Genomic DNA, 16,197 nt, shown 5'->3' with positions numbered 1-16,197 from the left:
GGAAACTCCGCCACGCCGCCGCACCCGCCAATCACATGACGGACGCCGTCGGCTCATCGGGTACGGGCAGCGCCGCCGGACCGTGGCCCGTACCTGGCGTCACCAGTTGCCGCGAGACCGACGAGCCGGTACGCGAGCGGCGCGCCCGGGGCCCGGCACGAGGCGACGGAGAACCGCGTCAGAGTCGCTCGCCCGCGTGAGCGAAGTCGGGAAGCGGGATATCGCGGCGTCGCACATTCGGGTCACGGTGACTGGCTTTCTCTCACGTCATCCCGTTGACCGGTTCGGCGCATCCCGTGAATCCGTCAACTCGCCGATGAGTTCGTCGAGAGCGCCATTCGGCCAATAGCGGTCCATCCGCACGCGATCCGTGCCGATCGCGCTCCGAAGCGGGGCCATTCTGCCCGCGAGATTATGAATTCACACCGTCAGACCGAAAGCGAGCAAACGACAAAGCCTGCAATGAATGAAGCAATATCCGATCTGATTCGACCCACTCGACGACATGCGATCGTTCCAGGGCATCTTCTCCGAATACTACGGCCAGGAAACCGTCGTTCACACTGCGGCGTTTCTTCGTGCATATCGGCACGGCGCACGCGATCCGAAATGGACGAGGAGCGACTGCCGGGAAGCCCGATCTCGCGGCGGTTCACCCGGCCTGGGGCCTCCCACGACCACATTGATCTTCCGGGCCTGACAGGAGGCCTGTGACCAGGCTTAACGCGGAGAGTGCGCAGCTCAGCGGCCATACGGCCAACGGCTGGGCCGGCCCGGGACCCACCCTCAGGACACCGGCGCCCGGGCAGCGCCCGGCTCCTCTCCCCGGCCGGAGTCCGGCGCATCCGACGCGTATGCACGGCCGCCCCGCGATCCTGCACCGAGCGGCCCGCGATATCCCCTCCGACCTGGGCGCGCGAGCGACGCCCGGCCGCCGGGACTCACCGGTCCGGTGGCGCACCAATTTGTTTCGGCCCGATCCACCCCCGGGGCCTCGCTGTAAAGCACCCATCACCGTCGACCTTCCGCGCGTGTGCGGAGAAACTGAGGGTTGACAGGTATGCATTCATCGCAGAGACTACCTGAAAATTTGCAGTCAACGGCCGATCGGGGGCGTCCAGGAGCACTCCCCAAAGAGCAGCTCGAATAAATGGACGCGTTTCTGTTTCCAGTTCGTCTGCAGCTAGAAAGGTCCCCCCATGTCTTCACGAGGCTCGCAGCCGCCCACGACTCCAAGCGCCGGGAAACGCGTTTTGACGCTTGCGTTGGGCGTCGGATTGCTCGGAAGTCTCAGCATTCCGGCGGCCACGGCCGGCTTCGCCGAGTCGGCCGACCCCGCGGCGGCCGTCCAGGAACTGGCGGCGCAGGCGGCGGCTCTGCCCAGCGGTCGCACCACCTACCGGGCGATCACGGACTACAACGACGAGATGCTCGCGTTGAGCACCCAGCACCCCGGGCTCGTCAAGCACATCACCTTGCCGCACAAGACCCGCCAGGGCCGCGAGGTGTACGGCATCGAGGTGACGCACGACGTCGACGCCTCCGACGGCAAGCCGGTCCTGTTCATGATGGGCATGCACCACGGGAACGAGTGGCCCTCGGGCGAGCACACGTTGGAGTTCGCCTACGACTTGATCAACAACGACGGGAAGGACCCGCGGATCACGCGCCTGCTCGACCAGGCACGGGTCATCTTCGTCCCGGTCGTCAACGTGGACGGGTTCATGCTCAACCGGCGGACCAGCTGCGGCGTCTCGCCGACGTGCGCCAGCAGCGCCGGGGTCGACATCAACCGCAACTACCCCTTCGGCTGGGGCAGCAACGCGGGTTCCAACGCGACGACCCGCGGCCCCGGGCCGGGCTCCGAGCCGGAGATCCAGAACATCATGGACCTGACCTCGGCCAACCAGGTCACCGTCCTGATCACGAACCACACCTCTGGTCACACCCTCCTCCGTCCGCCGCTGGAGAAGCGCGCGGGCGACGCCCCGGACGAGGCCGCCTACGCCGCCCTGACCGACGCGATGGCGGCCAAGAACGGCTACACGGGCATGAAGTCGGGGTTCGACTACGAGACGACCGGCGAGACCCCGGACTGGTCCTACTACGCCACCCGCGGCCTCGGGTTCACGTTCGAGATCATGAAGACCCAGTCGACCAACAACACCTACCCCGAGGTGATCGAGGACTACCTGGGCACCGGTCGCTACGAGGGCAAGTCGAACCGTGAGGCGTTCATGGTGGCCCTGGAGTACGCGGCGGACCCGGCGGGACACTCCGTGATCACGGGCCAGGGGCCGAAGGGCGCGGTCCTCACGATCACGAAGGACTTCGACCTGTGGACGGCGCCGATCAAGCAGGCGGGCAGCGTCATCGACCCGCCCATCGCGGTTCCGACCCACCTGGAGTCCCGCCTGATCACTCCGACCAACGGCAAGTTCACCTGGCACGTCAACCCGTCGGTGCGGCCGGCCCCGGCCTACACCGAGACCGGCGTCGTCGCCACCGGCCCTGGAAAGTTCCTCAAGGAGAGCTGGACGCTCACCTGCGCCCGGCCGACCGGCGAGGTCCTCGAGACGGTGCACGTCACCGTCGACAGGGGCGAGAAGGTCGATGTGCGACTGCAGGAGTGCAAGACCCGCTTCAACGGCAACGGCCCGAAGGACTAGGCGGACGTCACCACGCACCCGATGAGCCGGGCGGTCCCTCCAGGGGCCGCCCGGCGGCGTATGAGCCGAACGAACGCCGGCGGCTGCCCCGCAGGCACCCTGCGGCGGATGAGCCGGCAGAAATCCGGCGACGTTGTAGGCCCACGGGAACTTCGCGCCCCATGAAGTCACTTGACCATTCCGATGGCGTCGCCCGCCGGGCGGTGAGACCGTCGCTGGGTCTGTCACTCCATGGAGAAGGGAAGTGGTCGAGGATGGGGCACGCCAGGGAGACCGGCCGGCCGTTCGCTGTGCCGGACGCGGCGCGGATCTCCGCGAACCTGCGCTCGCTCTTGGGTGACCACCGGCTCTCCCCGTCGCAGCGCCGGATCGCGCGCTACCTGCTCGACCACGCGCAAGAGGCCGTCTTCTTCACCAGCACCGACATCGCCGAGCGCGTCGGAGTCAGCCAGCCGTCGGTCACCCGCTTCGCCGCCGCGCTCGGGTTCAGGGGGTTCCCCGAGTTCCGGGACGCGCTCCGCTCGTCGGTGTTCGGCGGCCCGCAACGAGCGCTGCCCGCCGAGGGTCTCAACGAGATCCAGGAACTGGTGAACTCCGAGATCCGCGACCTCGAGCGGCTGCGGGACGGTCTCGGGGATCTCAGTAAGCTTCGGCAGGTGGCCGCTCACCTGGCCAGGTCGCGTCCGCTCCTGGTGGTGGGACTGCGGATCTCCGCCCCGCTTGCGCACCTGTTCGGCTACCTCGCCGAAAAAGTGCTCCCGGACGTACGGGTACTGGACGTCGCGGGGTCGCCCATGGAGGACCGGCTGAGTCGGGCGGCCGAAGCCGGAGCCGAGTGGGTGCTTGCCATCGGATTGCCGCGCTACCCGCGCGAGCTGGCCCAGGGGCTCATATGGGCGCGGCGCGTGGGGCTGAAGGTCGCCCTCATCACCGATCAACCGGTCGGCCGGCTCACCGACCACGCGGACGAGGTCCTGCTCGCACCGGTGAGCTCGGATTTCGCGTTCGACTCCCACGCAGGTCCCACGGTTCTGTGCACGGCGCTGCTGCACACCATGCTGGACACCCTCGCCGCCGAAGGGCAGGCCCAGCTCGAAGCCTTCGACGACAGCGCCACGGAACGCCAGATCTTCCTGCCGTACTGAACGTTCCCTTTCTCACACCGGAGCTATGCGGCGGCGGACGGGGGCGGCGAGTTCGACAGTGCGCGGTCAGCGGGTGTAGGTCAACACGCCCAAGTGAGCCCGCGCTCGGCGAGGGGCGCGGCCGGGTTGCACGGCTGCTCGGGCAGAGCCGGGTCCGCGTACCCGCGGTGAACAAGGATGACCAAGGGGACCCGCGGGGAATGCGATCAACGGCTCAGCCGACAGGGACCCAGGTCGATCCAGATCAGCATGCGTCTTCGCAAGCAGGACGTCAGGAGTCTGAGCGCCCCTGGCTTCATCCACGGGTCCGGGGCCGGGAGGACACTCCCGGCCCCGGACCGGAGATCGGCGGTCAGCGCAGCCAGTCGTCCAGGTGGGCGGCGACGAAATCGTCGTCGACCAGCCAGGGGTAGGCGGCGCCTACCCGGGCGAGCTCCTCGGCCTGTCCCGGGGACAGCCCTTCATCCGGGTTGAGGCACCACGTGCCGGCCAGGAGGCCCTGCCCGCGCAGCACCTCGTGGACCCCGGCGATGCAGCCGTGGAAGCCGTTCGCCACGTCGAAGACGGCGCCGTTGGCGTCGGTGAGGTCGGCGGCGCGGGCCAGCAGGGAACGCAGGACCTCGTCGTCCCCGGCCCAGGCCCGCCGTACCTCCTCGAACATGAGCACCGCCGCGCGGGTCCACACCGCCCACTGGCCGAGCAGGCCGCCGACGACGCGGCGTCCCCCGACCGGCGTGAGCAGGTCGGCCAGGATGTTGTCGTCGTTGCCGGTGTAGAGCGCGATGTCGTCACCGCGCCCGGAGGCGGCGACCGCCCTGACCACGTCGACCGTGCGGTACCGGTCGAAGGGCGCCATCTTGATCGCGACCAGGGACTCCTGTTCGCTCAGCGACCGCCAGAAGGACGGGCTCAGCCTGCGGCCGCCCACCGCCTCCTGGAGGTAGAAGCCGATGACGGGCAGCACCTCGCCCACCGCCTTGGCACGCTCCAGCAGCTCCGGCTCGCCGGCGCCGGGCACCTTCGGCGACAGCAGCACGGCGTGGTAGCCGAGCGAGGCGGCCAGTTCCGCCTCCGCGACCGCCTGGGCGGTGTCCCCGCACGCTCCGGCGACCATGACGAAGGGGCGGCCGGCCTCCTTCGCCACCACCTCGGCGGCGAGCTCCAGCACCGGCCTGAGCAGCCCCGCGTCGCGGATCTCGAACTGCGTGGTGTGGACGGCGACGGCCGCCCCGCCCGCGCCCGAGTCGAGGTAGTAGCGGGTGAGCGCGCGCTGGCGGCGTTCGTCCAGCGTGCGCTGCTCGGTCAGCGCCAGCGGGTGGGCGGGGATCACCGTCCCCTCCCTGAGCAGGTCGATCGACATCTCAGAACCTCCCGTCGCGCACCGCGAACTTGGTCGGCTTCCCGGACAGCGGCAGCCCGCGCGAGATCCAGTCGGCCTGCCACGCGATCAGCGTGTCCAGCGGCACGTCCGGATAGCCGAAGAGACCGTGGCAGCGGGAGGCGTCGTTCAGCAGCGCGGTGCCGCTCTCCCGGCCGGTGAAGGTCGCCTCGACGCCGAGCGCGGCGGCCAGGCGGGTCGCCGTGCGCCGCACCGAGGCCGTCTCGGGCCCGGTCAGGTTGAGCGTGAACGCCTCCGGAGCGCGCGCGTGCCGCAGCGCGCGCAGCGCCACCTCGTTCGCGTAGCCCTGCCACACGACGTTGACGTGGCCGGTCGTGACGTCCACCGGCTCGCCCGCCGCCAGGGCGGCGGCGATGTCCGCGACCACGCCGTAGCGCAGGTCCACCGCGTAGTTGAGCCGCAGGATCGCGACCCGGGTGCCGTACGCGGCGGCGGCGTGCTCGAAGACGCGTTCCCTGCCGAGGCAGCTCATCGCGTACTCGCCGACCGGATCGGGCCGGTCCTCCTCCGCGCTGCCGCCGGAGGCGACGTCCACCAGCGGGTAGACGTTGCCGGTGGAGAAGGCCGCGATCGCCGAGTCGCGGTAGCGCCGCGCGACGGCCGCGGGCAGCGCCGCGTTGACCGCCCACGCCTGGTACGGCGCGGCCGACGTGCCGAACTTCGCACCGACCATGAAGACGACGTTGGCCGCGTCGGGCAGCCCGGCGAGGTCGTCGCCGTCCATCAGGTCGTGGCGTACCACGTCGACGCCCTGCTCGGTCAGAGCTTTGGCGGCGGCCTCGTCGGACCACCGCGACACCGCGTACACGCGGGCGGAGCCGCGTCCCGCGGCGTCGAGGGCGCGCCGGGCCAGCCGGACCAGGCTGGGCCCCATCTTGCCGCCGGCGCCGAGCACGACGAGGTCGCCGTCCAGTCGGCCCATGTCGGCTACCAGGTCGGCCGATGGGGTGGCCAGCCGGTCCTCGAGCTGCTGTTCAGAGGTGAACATCTCGCACTCCTTCGTCGTGGGGCCGCCGGTAACGCACGCCCATCTCGTCGAGGAGCGGCAGGTGGGCGGTCAGCCGGCGGGTGAAGTCGCCCAGGTCGCGGCCGGAGGACCAGGCGGCCTCGGCGACGGCGCAGAGGCGGGGGAAGGCGTTGTAGTCGAAGCGTTCCTTCGTGGGGAGGTACTCGCTCCAGAGCTGCGCCTGCATGCCGAGGACGCCCTCCCCCGCGTCGAATTCGTAGGCGGTTTCCAGGGACAGGAGCGGCCCCGTTATGCAGAGCGGCTCCCCCGGAGCGTCCGACTGGGCGTAGTCGAGGTAGGTGTGCGTGTGCGGGGCCGCCACCACGTCGTGCCCGGCCCGCAGGGCGGCCTCGATCCGGTCCACGCCCCGCCACGCCATGATCACCATGTCGTCGGGCGGGTCGTGGTCGAGCATGTCGTCCCAGGCCACGGCGCGGCGGCCGAGCCCACGCAGGTGGTCGGCGAGGAGCCGCCCCCACCAGCCGAGCAGGGCGGCCGGGCCGGTGAGCCCTTCGCTCGCCACGCGCCGCGCCGCCTCGGGGCTGGCGGCCCACTCGCCGCCGCGCACCTCGTCGCCGCCGATGTGGACGTACCGGGACGGGAACACGTCGCATAGCTCGTCGAGCACGTCGCGGGCGAACCCGGCGGCGCGGTCGCTCACGTTGAGGACGCGCGACGAGATGCCCCACGAGGTCCGCACCTCGACGGGCTCCGCGGGCGAGTGGCCGAGCCACGGGTAGGCCGCGAGCGCGGCCGTGGAGTGGCCGGGGAACTCGACCTCGGGGACCACGGTCACGCCGCGGGCGGCCGCGTAATCCACGAGGTCGCGCAACTCCCGCTGGGTGTAGCAGCCACCGTGCGGGGTCCCGTCGAATCTGCCATCCCGCGCCAGGCCGGCCGAGGACTCGGCCCGGTGGGCCCCGACCTCGGTGAGCCGCGGGTGCCCGCGCACCTCGAAGCGCCAGCCCTGGTCGTCGGTGAGGTGCAGGTGCAGGACGTTGAACTTGTGCAGCGCCAGCAGGTCGACGTACGTGCGCAGGAAGGACATCGGCCGCCACCAGCGCGCCACGTCGATCATGACGCCGCGCCAGGCGTACCTCGGCACGTCGCGTACGGCGCAGCACGGGACGCCGCCGGGCCCGTCGAGCTGGCGCAGCGTCTGGACGCCCCAGCGCAGCCCGGCGGCGGTCGCCGCGGCGATCCGGACCTCCTCGGGGGTGACGGTGAGGGTGTATCCCTCCTCCCCGAGGGACGGGTCGTCCACGAGGCCCAGCACGATCTCGCCGGGGCCGTCGCCGTCCGCGGCGGTGCCGAGCAGTTCGCGCGCCGTCTCGGCGTGCGGGCCGCTGACCCGCACGCCGCGATCCAGCGGGAACCGCCCCTCTCCCGGGATGAAGGAGGCGACCTGGGGGATCACCGCCCGAGCACCTCGCGGAAGACGGCGAGCGCGTCGCCGACGGGCGGCGCGTCGGGGTACCACGCGCGCTCCCATTCGAGCGCGAGATATCCGGAGTAGCCGATGCGGTCGAGCTCGGCGAGCACGCCGGCCACGCCCACGGTGCCCTGTCCGGGCAGCACCGGCGCCAGCTCGGTGGGCGTCGCCGCGTCCTTGATCTGCACGTGCCGCAGGTACGGCGCGAGCACGTCCGCGGTGGCCGCGGCGCTCTCCCCCGCCCGCCACGGGTTGACCACGTCCCACAGCGCGCCGACGCGCGGCGAGCCGACACCGGCGAGGACCCCGGCGATCGCCTCGCCGGTGAGGAAGACGTCGTGGGTCTCCAGCAGCACGTCGACGCCGTTGTCCGGCAGCCGCTCCGCCACCTCCGCGAGCCTCCGAGTCGCGGCGGCGGCCGGGTCGTCCTGCCCTTCCACTCCGCCGAAGACCCGTACGAACGGCGAGCCGAGGGCCTCGGCGATCTCCACGTGGCGCAGCACCTCGGCGACCGGGTCGCCGTCCGGTCGCGCCACCCGGGTGTAGGAGCAGACCGCGACGATCTCGACCCCGGCCGCGGCGAACGTGCGGGCGACCTCGCGCAGTTCGGCGGTGGGCGTGTCCGGCGCGATGATCTCGCCGTCGGCGCAGCGCAGTTCCACGCCGGCGCAGCCGTACCGGGAGGCGGTCTCAATGACGTCGGCGGCGGGGGCGCCCGGCATGCCGAGCGTGCTGAACGCGAGCGGGTTCACAGGAGTCCCTTCACTGTGACGGTGGAACCTTGACGGGATGACTCGTAGACCGCGAGGGCGACGTCGAGGACGGACAGCGCGTACTCGGGCGTGACCTCGGGGGTGCTCCCCTCCGCGCAGGCCCGCGCGAAGTCGGAGAGCTGCGCGGCGAACGCGGCGGCCATCTCGCCGGGCTCGGGCGCGGCCACCTGGGTGGCGGCGCCTCTGCGGAAGGACCAGACGCCCTCGCCGCGGCTGATCCGCACCGCGCCCTCGCCGCACACGATCTCGGCCTCGTCGGTGAACGGCAGGCCGGTTCCGGTGACGGAGATCGTCGAGCGGGTGCCGTCGGCGTGCCGGGCGAGCGCGACGGCCTCGGTCTCGACCGGCACGCCCTCGGGCGCGGCCGTGTGGGCGGTCACCTCGACGATCGGCGAGCCGACGAGCATCTGGAGCTTGTCGATGCTGTGGGTGCCGACGTTGAGCACGATGCCGCCGCCGGCCATGCCCGCGTCGAGGAACCAGCGGGGCCGCGCGGGGTCGGCGTAGTCGGCGGTACGCCGCTCCGAGGCCACCACGACGCCGCCCAGCTCGCCGGAGGCCAGGTAGGCGGCCGCGGCGCGCAGCGTCGGGACGAAGCGCAGGACGTGCCCGACCGCGAACACGACGCCGGCCGCGCGGCAGGCGTCGATCATGCGGATCGCGTCCTCGCGCGTGGTGGCGATCGGCTTCTCCAGCAGGACGTGCAGCCCGGCCGCGGCCGCGTCCAGGGTGATCGGGGCGTGCAGGGCGTGCGGGACGGTGATCACGACGGCGTCGAGGCCGCCCGCGTCGATCATCGCCTGGTGGTCGGTGAAGGCACGGGCCCCGGCCTCGGCGGCCAGCTTCTCCGCCGCCTCGGCCCGTACGTCGCACACCGCGACGACGTTGACCCGTCCGGCCGTCCGGCGGGCGGCGGCCACGTGGAACTCCGCGATGGTGCCCGCGCCGATAACGCCCAGGCGCAGCCCGGATGATGTGGTCACGATTTCCTTTCCAGTAGGGATGGGGGGCTTCAGCCCTTGATTCCCGCGGACATGGTTCCGCGGACGAAATAGCGCTGGGCCAGGATGAACACGACCAGCATCGGCAGCAGGCTCATCATCGCGGCGGCCGTCACAAGCTGGTCGTTCCCGACGAACTGGCCCTTCAGGCTCAGCACGCCGACCGGCAGCGTGTAGTTCTCCGGCGAGGTGAGGTAGATGGTCGGCTCCAGCACGGCCTTCCACGAGGTGGTGAACGTGAAGACCGCGAGCGTGGCCAGGGCGGGCTTGGCCAGCGGCAGGTGGATCCGCCAGAACACCTGCCACGGGTTGGCGCCGTCGAGGCCCGCGGCCTCCTCGAAGTCCTTCGGTATGCCGAGGAACGTCTGCCGCATCAGGAAGATCCCGATGGGCGTGGCCAGCCAGTACGGCGCGATGAGCGGCAGCAGGGTGTCCAGCCAGCCCAGCGAGCGGAACAGCAGGAAGTTCGGCACGATCGTGATGACGGTCGGCAGCATCATGGTCCCGAGCGCCATGGTGAGCAGCGCCTGCCTGCCGGGCAGCCGCATGCGGGCCAGGGCGTGGCCGACCATCGCGCTGGTCAGCACGTTGCCGATCACGGCGAGGATCGCGATCACCAGGCTGTTGACCAGGTAGAGCCCGAACGGGGTGCGCCGCCACACCTCCACGTAGTTGTCCCACTGGATCGGGTCGGGGATCCACGTGGGCGGCACCTGGATGTACTGCGCGAAGCTCTTGAGCGAGTTGCTGAGCGCGGCCACGAACGGCACCAGCATGACCAGCGCGCCCGCCGTGACCAGGACATAGGAGACGGTCTTACGCATAGTGGACCCACCTGCGCTGGAGCCGGAACTGCACCATGGTGAGCGCGAGCACCAGCACGAACAGCACCCACGCGATGGCCGAGGCGTAGCCCATCTGGAAGAACTGGAAACCCTGCCGGTAGAGGTGGAGCACGGTCAGCTCGCTCGCCCCGTGCGGGCCGCCGTCGGTCATGACGAAGACCTGCTCGAACGACTGCAACGTCTCGATCGAGGTGAGCACCAGCACCAGGAACGTGGTGCCGGAGATGCCGGGCAGGGTGATGTAGCGGAACCGGTTCCACGCCGACGCGCCGTCGATCTTCGCCGCCTCGTAGCGCTCCTCCGGGATGGCCTGGAGGCCGGCGAGGAAGAGCACCATCATGTAGCCGACGCCCTTCCACACCGCGACCCCCGCGAGCGTGGGGATGACCAGCGCCGGGTCCTGCAGCCAGTTCGCAGCCGGCAGCCCGAAGAAGTCGAGCACCTGATTGGCGAGGCCGGTCTGCGGGTTGAAGACGGCGTCGGCGACGTACGCGACGACCACCCACGACGAGACGACCGGGACGAAGTAGGCCGCGCGGAACAGGGCCATGCCGCGCAGCCGCTGGTTGAGCGCGATCGCCAGGCCCAGGGCCAGGGCGGTCTGGGTCGGCACGAACAGCACGGCGAAGTACGCCGTGTTGCCGAGCGTCCGCCAGAAGAGGCCGTCGCTGAACATCCGGGCGAAGTTGTCGAACCCGACGAACTTCGGCGAGGAGACCAGGTCGTAGTCGGTCATGCTGAAGTACAGCGAGGCGAGCAGCGGCCAGGCGGCCAGCGCGACCAGGTGGAGCAGGTAGGGCGAGGCGAAGGCGACCGCCCAGGCCCGCTCCCCCGCGTTCCGCTTCCGGGAAGATGGCCGCCGGTCGGCGGCCATCTTCCCGGCTCTTCCGGTGAGCACGGTCACTGCGTCTGCCCCGCGTAGAAGCGGTCGATGACCTCCTGGGCCTCCTTCTGCCCGGACGTGAGCGCCGTGTCCACGGGCGTGGCGCCGGACAGCGCCTCGTTGACCCGCTTCGCCAGGGCCTCGGTGTACTCCGACCACACGGCGTTGGCGCCGAGGTCGGTGGCCGCGTCGAGCGACTCGAGGAAGGCATGGCGGTCGGCGGGCAGGGCCGTGGAGGCGACCTTCTTGTTGATGGGGATCGCCTCGCCCAGCTCGGCCCACTTGCGCTGCGGGCCCTCGCCGGAGAAGAAGGTGATCCACTTCCACGCCGCGTCGGCCTGCGCCGCCGAGGCCTTCTTGTTGACCACCCACGAGTTGACGATCGCGACGTTGCCGCGGCCGGACGGGCCCTTCGGCAGCGGCGCCACCCCGAAGTCGACGCCCGCGCTCGTCGCGGGCAGGGTGCGGGCGTAGATGCCGTACGACATGGCGACCCGGCCGGTGGCGAACAGCGTGTGCACGACACCCTTGCCGAGGCCCTCGGTGGTCGCGAAGTCGGGGGCGAACCCGTCCTTGCCCATCGCGCCGAGCATCCAGTCGAGCGCGGCCTTCGACTGCGGGCTGTCCACGACCACCTTGCGGTTGTCGTCGGTGACGATGTCGCCGCCGTACGCCTTGATGATCGGCCACCAGCTCTCGGTGAAGCCCGGCGAGTAGGCGCGGAAGCCGTACGTGTCCGGCTTGCCGTCGCCGTTGGTGTCCTTGGTCAGCTGCTTCGCCGCCGCGGCCAGGTCGTCGTACGTCCAGTCGGCCGTCGGCTCGGAAACCTTGGCGTCGGCGAACAGCTTCTTGTTGTAGAACAGCACCGGCGTCTGGGCGCCCTGCGGGAAGCCGTAGATCCGGCCCTTGGCGTCCCGGTTCAGCTCGATGCCGGAGTAGTCGGCGGCGTTCACGGTCTTGACCCGGTCGGTCAGGTCGGCGAGGGCGCCGCGCGCGGCGAACTCCTGCACGAGCACGCCGTCCGACAGCCACACCTGCGGCGCCTGGCCGCCGGCGATCTGGGTGCGCAGCCGCTCGAAGAACTTCACGTACGGCGCGACGTCGAGCTCCACCTTGATCGTCGGGTTGGCGGCCGTGAACTCCTTGACGAGCTCGCGCATGGTCGTGTCGGCCGGGTCTCCGGCGGCGGCGTAGAAGCCGAGCCGCAGCGTGACCGCTCCCGAGTCGTCGGCGGAGCCGCCGCACGCGGCCGTGCCGGCCACGGTCAGGACGGCCACCGCGGCGGCGGCGAGCATACGCACTCTCATGAGGACCTCCAGCAGAAGGGGGGCAGGAAGGGGGTGAGGGGGTGAGGAAGACGCGGCCGGCGTCACAGGGGGACGCGGACCTCCACGAGGCTGCCGGAGGCGGCGCCGCAGGAGGCCCGTACGGCCAGGCGGGGCTGCAGCACGACGCGGCAGACGGGGGCGACCGAGCCGAGCTCGATCCGGCGGAGCAGGAGCTCCGTGGCCATGCGGCCGACCTCCGCCTTGGGCGGGGAGACGGCGGTGAGCGGCACCTCGGACAGGTCGGCGACCTCGTCGTCGTAGGCGACGATGGCGACGTCGTCCGGGACGTTCAGGCCGACCCGGCGCAGGTAGGGCAGGAGCGCGGTCGCCTCGCGGTCGCCGAGGCACACCACCGCGCGGACCTTGTGGGTGACGCAGGCGTTGGCGAACGCGAGCATGTCGTTGCCGGTCCAGACGGGCTGCCGGGCCACGGCCTCCGGGATCTCCGGCAGTCCGAGGTCGGCGATGGCCTGGCGGTATCCGGCGAAAACCTGATCGGACGTGGCGGTGCCGATCCGGCCGAGGTAGCCGATCCGGCCGCGGCCGAGCCCGTTCAGGTGCTGCACCGCGGCGTAGCCGCCGCCGTGCACGTCCGTGCAGACGTAGGAGGTGGGGTCGGCCGGGCGGGGGTCGGCCGGCCTCCGTTCCACCAGCACGTACGGCACGGACAGCTCACGCAGCTGGGCCAGGTGCGCGGCGGGGTCGGCGACCAGGTGCAGGTTGGGCACCAGCAGCAGGCCCGCGACCCCGACGTCGACGAGCTGCTGGATCTGCGCGAGCTCGACGCCGGGGTCGTAGTTGGAGCACGCGAGCACGAGCTGGACGCCGGCGGCGGTGGCCGCCCGCTCGATGCCCTGGACGACCTGGGGGAAGTAGTAGGTGTTCGACGGAACGAGCGCACCGATGAGGCGTGGCCTGGCTCCGGTGGTGGCGGAGGCGGTCACGAACGTGCCCGACCCCTGCCGCCGCCGGACGAGTCCCTCCTCGACCAGGAGGTCGACCGCGCGGCGCACCGTGTTCACGCCGACCGAGTAGGTCTGCGCCAGCTCGGCCTCGGTCGGCAGCCTGCCGCCGACCGGCCAGCGACCCTGCACGATCTCCTGCCGCAGGCGTGCGGCCAGGGTGCGGAATCGCCGTCCCCTTGGGAGGGAATTCATTCCATCGGGTGGCTCCATAACGGGATTCTTCTCGTCGTATGTCCGTAATGTCAACCCTAAATTCACCCCATATTTCGCCGCTAAAAGGAATGAATTCGTCCCAATATCCGCAGGAAAAAGGGCCGCCTCCGGCAGGGAGGCGGCCCTTCGGCGGGCACGGGTCACCGGCGGACGGTCAGGTCCGCACGGGCCCCACGCCACGGCCCCACGCCACGGCCTCAGGTCACGGCCTCAGGTCGCGGCCCCACGGCACGGTGAGGCCGCGAGAGACGGGTCACCAGCGGGCGGTGACCTCCCGGTCCCGGTCGTAGGCGGCGGCCCAGTAGTGGCCGGGGGCGGTCAGCCGGTGGCCGGCGAACCCGATCTCGCCTGTCGGCAGTTTCAGTCCCTCGGACGTCGCCGTGGCCCAGCCGTCGGCGTCCGCCGTCACCGTCACGTACCGTCCCCCGGAGAAGGTGAACCGGCCGCGCACGGTCGCGGCCACCGGCCGCCCGGTCTCCTTGTCCACGACGCGCAGCCGCACCCGCGCCGCGCCGCCCTCCAGCGTGACGGCCATCGACTCCACCACCATCGGGCGCAGGTCGGTGGTCCCGGTCGTCACGGTCACCGGGGCGGAGGCGGGGCCGCGGTTTCCCGCCACGTCCACCGGCACGATCCGGTACGTGTACGCGGTGCCGGGCAGCAGCCCGGCGTCGGTGTGGGTCAGGCCGCGCGCCCGCCCGGCGACGGTGCCCGGCCCCGGCGTGAAGTGCGGATCCGTCGATCGGTGCACCTCGTAGAACTCGACCTCGGTGTCGTCGTACGCGCGCCCGTACGTCAGATCGACGGTGGCGTGGTCGAACGCGACGGCCTTCGGCGGCGACTCGACACCCGTGGGCGGGCCGGAGTCGGCGGGCGGGTCGGGCCACCGCGCGGACTCGCCCCAGATCGTGGGCAGATCCCGGTAGGAGTCGTAGTGGTGCAGCGCCACCCCGGCGAAGGCGGGGCTGCCGGAGAACGCCTGGTAGACCTTGGCCAGCTCCGCCTCCATCACGTCCCGGCCCTCCTCGCGGAAGGTGATGCTGGACGGGTCGCCGCTGGTCGCGATGTCGAGCGTCTCCACCCCGACCACCACGGAGAGCGGCTTGCCGACGCGCTCGGCGTAGGCGAGCTCGCCGGCGGCCTGCGCGATGATCCCCGCGGAGCCGTCCGCCTGGTCCCGGTAGTCCATGATCGCGATGTAGTCCGCCATGTCCTGGACGTGCTCGGCCATCGTGCGGGTGGTCCCGCCGTACGTGATGTCCGTGCAGCAGGCGGAGGTGTCCAGCCAGCGGGGCACGGCGGGGCCGAACAGCAGCGGCTGCCCGGACGCGTCCCGGCGGGCGATCATCGCGCGCAGCGTGTCCAGCCACTGGATCTGCACGTCCGGCTTCGCGCTGTTGAACCAGGGCAGGATGTAGGGCTCGATGTCCACGTTGATCCCGTCGAAACGCTCGGCCGGCGCCGACGAGAAGTTGTAGTCGAGCACCCGCTCCATCTCCCCGACGGCCCGGTCGCGATAGCGGGCGAGCGCTCCGAGGTAGGGCGGGCGCGTTCCGCCGGCCACCGTGGCGTGCACCTTCATCCCCCGGCGGTGCGCCCAGGCGACGAGATCGCGCAACTGCGGACGCGCGTCCTCGATCATGTCGCGCCCGGCGTACGTGTCCACGCCCAGGTACATCGTCGAGCCGGGCGCGAGGACGGTCTCCAGCAGGCGGCGGGACCCGGGGTTGAGCACCAGGTTGTAGGAGGCCTTCTCCCAGATCCACATCGCCCGGTCCTGCCGGTGCGGCTCCGGACGCACCTTCTTCGCCGCGCCGAACGCCACGTACGTGCTGGCCGACCGGGACACGTGGCCGCGCGCGTCGACCGCCTCCGCCTCCAGGCTCGCCATGACGTCGCCGTACTTCGCCGGGTTCACCAGGGCGACGTACCGCGCGCCGTCCTCGGAGGCGCGCTGCCAGGGGCCGCCGTTGACCCGGACCCGCACCGAGCGCACGTCCTTTCCGGCGACGTTCACCCGTACGGGCGTGGGCCGGGTCAGCCGCGCCCCGTCGGCCGGTTCGGCGATCGACACCTTCGGCGCCCTCGCCTTCGGGTTGTCGACCGTGAGCCGCAGCGGCTCCGACCAGGCGCCGTACCGCGTCTCCGCCACCGTGGCCTTGGCGTAGACCTCGATCTCGCCGTCGATGCCGCTCGTGTCCAGGTCGTAGGACCACGTGCCGTTGTCGTCGGCGTCCGGGTCGTTCACCCGGGCGCGCTCGATCCGCTCGCCGTTCACCACGACGTTCACGTCGTACGTCCCCGTGAACCGGCCGGCGAGCCGTACGACGCCGGGCGCGGTCTCGGAGGAGTCGATCACCACCGACGGCGGCTCCGCCGCCTGAGCGGCGGCCGGAATCGCCGGCACGGCCGCCAGGGCGAGCACGAGCGCCCCGGTGATCCGCAGAAGGCCAGAAGGCACAGGAATGCCACCTCCACAGGAATGAATTGATGCCGGATTACGAAATATCCGGACACAGGAATCCGTGAGATGGCGAA

General features: G+C 71.2%; 12 protein-coding genes. 2 read left to right on the top strand and 10 right to left on the bottom strand.

What is annotated here, in order from left to right; translation table 11 throughout:
* Positions 1-1,253 precede the first annotated feature (1,253 nt).
* Complete coding sequence (locus tag ACQP1V_RS18305; RefSeq protein ID WP_433424569.1) at positions 1,254-2,669, top strand: M14 family zinc carboxypeptidase; 1,416 nt, start codon at positions 1,254-1,256, stop codon at positions 2,667-2,669.
* 254 nt (positions 2,670-2,923) lie between these two features.
* Positions 2,924-3,814 carry a MurR/RpiR family transcriptional regulator gene (locus ACQP1V_RS18300; protein ID WP_433424567.1) on the top strand — a complete coding sequence of 297 codons (891 nt, stop codon included), beginning with the start codon at positions 2,924-2,926 and terminating at the stop codon, positions 3,812-3,814.
* 352 nt (positions 3,815-4,166) lie between these two features.
* Here ACQP1V_RS18300 and ACQP1V_RS18295 read toward each other — a convergent pair whose 3' ends face one another.
* The 10 genes from ACQP1V_RS18295 to ACQP1V_RS18250 form a co-directional block, all read right to left on the bottom strand.
* The gene (locus tag ACQP1V_RS18295; RefSeq protein ID WP_067135186.1) at positions 4,167-5,174 is read right to left on the bottom strand and encodes a dihydrodipicolinate synthase family protein; all 1,008 of its coding nucleotides are present in this window, start codon (positions 5,172-5,174) and stop codon (positions 4,167-4,169) included.
* 1 nt (position 5,175) lies between these two features.
* On the bottom strand, positions 5,176-6,201 hold the full coding sequence (locus ACQP1V_RS18290; protein WP_067135188.1) for an NAD-dependent epimerase/dehydratase family protein: 1,026 nt from the start codon (positions 6,199-6,201) through the stop codon (positions 5,176-5,178).
* The gene (locus ACQP1V_RS18285; RefSeq protein ID WP_433424563.1) at positions 6,188-7,636 is read right to left on the bottom strand and encodes a beta-N-acetylhexosaminidase; all 1,449 of its coding nucleotides are present in this window, start codon (positions 7,634-7,636) and stop codon (positions 6,188-6,190) included. The genes ACQP1V_RS18290 and ACQP1V_RS18285 overlap by 14 nt, the downstream gene beginning before the upstream one ends.
* Positions 7,633-8,403, bottom strand: a complete 771-nt coding sequence (locus tag ACQP1V_RS18280; protein ID WP_433424560.1) for a sugar phosphate isomerase/epimerase family protein — start codon at positions 8,401-8,403, stop codon at positions 7,633-7,635. The genes ACQP1V_RS18285 and ACQP1V_RS18280 overlap by 4 nt, the downstream gene beginning before the upstream one ends.
* The gene (locus ACQP1V_RS18275; RefSeq protein ID WP_084259057.1) at positions 8,400-9,407 is read right to left on the bottom strand and encodes a Gfo/Idh/MocA family protein; all 1,008 of its coding nucleotides are present in this window, start codon (positions 9,405-9,407) and stop codon (positions 8,400-8,402) included. Before ACQP1V_RS18275 ends, ACQP1V_RS18280 begins: the two co-directional genes overlap by 4 nt.
* 29 nt (positions 9,408-9,436) lie before the next feature.
* A complete protein-coding gene (locus tag ACQP1V_RS18270; RefSeq protein ID WP_067135194.1) occupies positions 9,437-10,249 on the bottom strand; it encodes a carbohydrate ABC transporter permease in 813 nt (270 codons plus the stop codon).
* Positions 10,242-11,168, bottom strand: coding sequence for a carbohydrate ABC transporter permease (locus ACQP1V_RS18265; protein WP_433424557.1), 927 nt, complete (start codon positions 11,166-11,168; stop codon positions 10,242-10,244). Before ACQP1V_RS18265 ends, ACQP1V_RS18270 begins: the two co-directional genes overlap by 8 nt.
* 2 nt (positions 11,169-11,170) lie before the next feature.
* A complete protein-coding gene (locus ACQP1V_RS18260; protein ID WP_433424554.1) occupies positions 11,171-12,460 on the bottom strand; it encodes an ABC transporter substrate-binding protein in 1,290 nt (429 codons plus the stop codon).
* Positions 12,461-12,522: 62 nt separating this feature from the next.
* On the bottom strand, positions 12,523-13,638 hold the full coding sequence (locus ACQP1V_RS18255; RefSeq protein ID WP_433424551.1) for a GntR family transcriptional regulator: 1,116 nt from the start codon (positions 13,636-13,638) through the stop codon (positions 12,523-12,525).
* Between the two features lie 274 nt (positions 13,639-13,912).
* Positions 13,913-16,120, bottom strand: a complete 2,208-nt coding sequence (locus ACQP1V_RS18250; protein WP_433424548.1) for an Ig-like domain-containing protein — start codon at positions 16,118-16,120, stop codon at positions 13,913-13,915.
* Positions 16,121-16,197: the final 77 nt, after the last annotated feature.

This window comes from Microtetraspora malaysiensis (assembly GCF_050947145.1).
GTDB lineage: Bacteria > Actinomycetota > Actinomycetes > Streptosporangiales > Streptosporangiaceae > Microtetraspora_A > Microtetraspora_A malaysiensis.
This window is presented reverse-complemented; position numbering and strand designations above follow the sequence as displayed.

What these genes read in the sequence shown, in the direction of transcription:
- ACQP1V_RS18300 (WP_433424567.1), top strand. Translation starts at nt 2,924, where the DNA reads ATGGGGCACGCCAGGGAGACCGGCCGGCCGTTCGCTGTGCCGGACGCG.
- ACQP1V_RS18295 (WP_067135186.1), bottom strand. Translation starts at nt 5,174, where the DNA reads ATGTCGATCGACCTGCTCAGGGAGGGGACGGTGATCCCCGCCCACCCG.
- ACQP1V_RS18290 (WP_067135188.1), bottom strand. Translation starts at nt 6,201, where the DNA reads ATGTTCACCTCTGAACAGCAGCTCGAGGACCGGCTGGCCACCCCATCG.
- ACQP1V_RS18270 (WP_067135194.1), bottom strand. Translation starts at nt 10,249, where the DNA reads ATGCGTAAGACCGTCTCCTATGTCCTGGTCACGGCGGGCGCGCTGGTC.
- ACQP1V_RS18260 (WP_433424554.1), bottom strand. Translation starts at nt 12,460, where the DNA reads ATGAGAGTGCGTATGCTCGCCGCCGCCGCGGTGGCCGTCCTGACCGTG.
- ACQP1V_RS18255 (WP_433424551.1), bottom strand. Translation starts at nt 13,638, where the DNA reads ATGAATTCCCTCCCAAGGGGACGGCGATTCCGCACCCTGGCCGCACGC.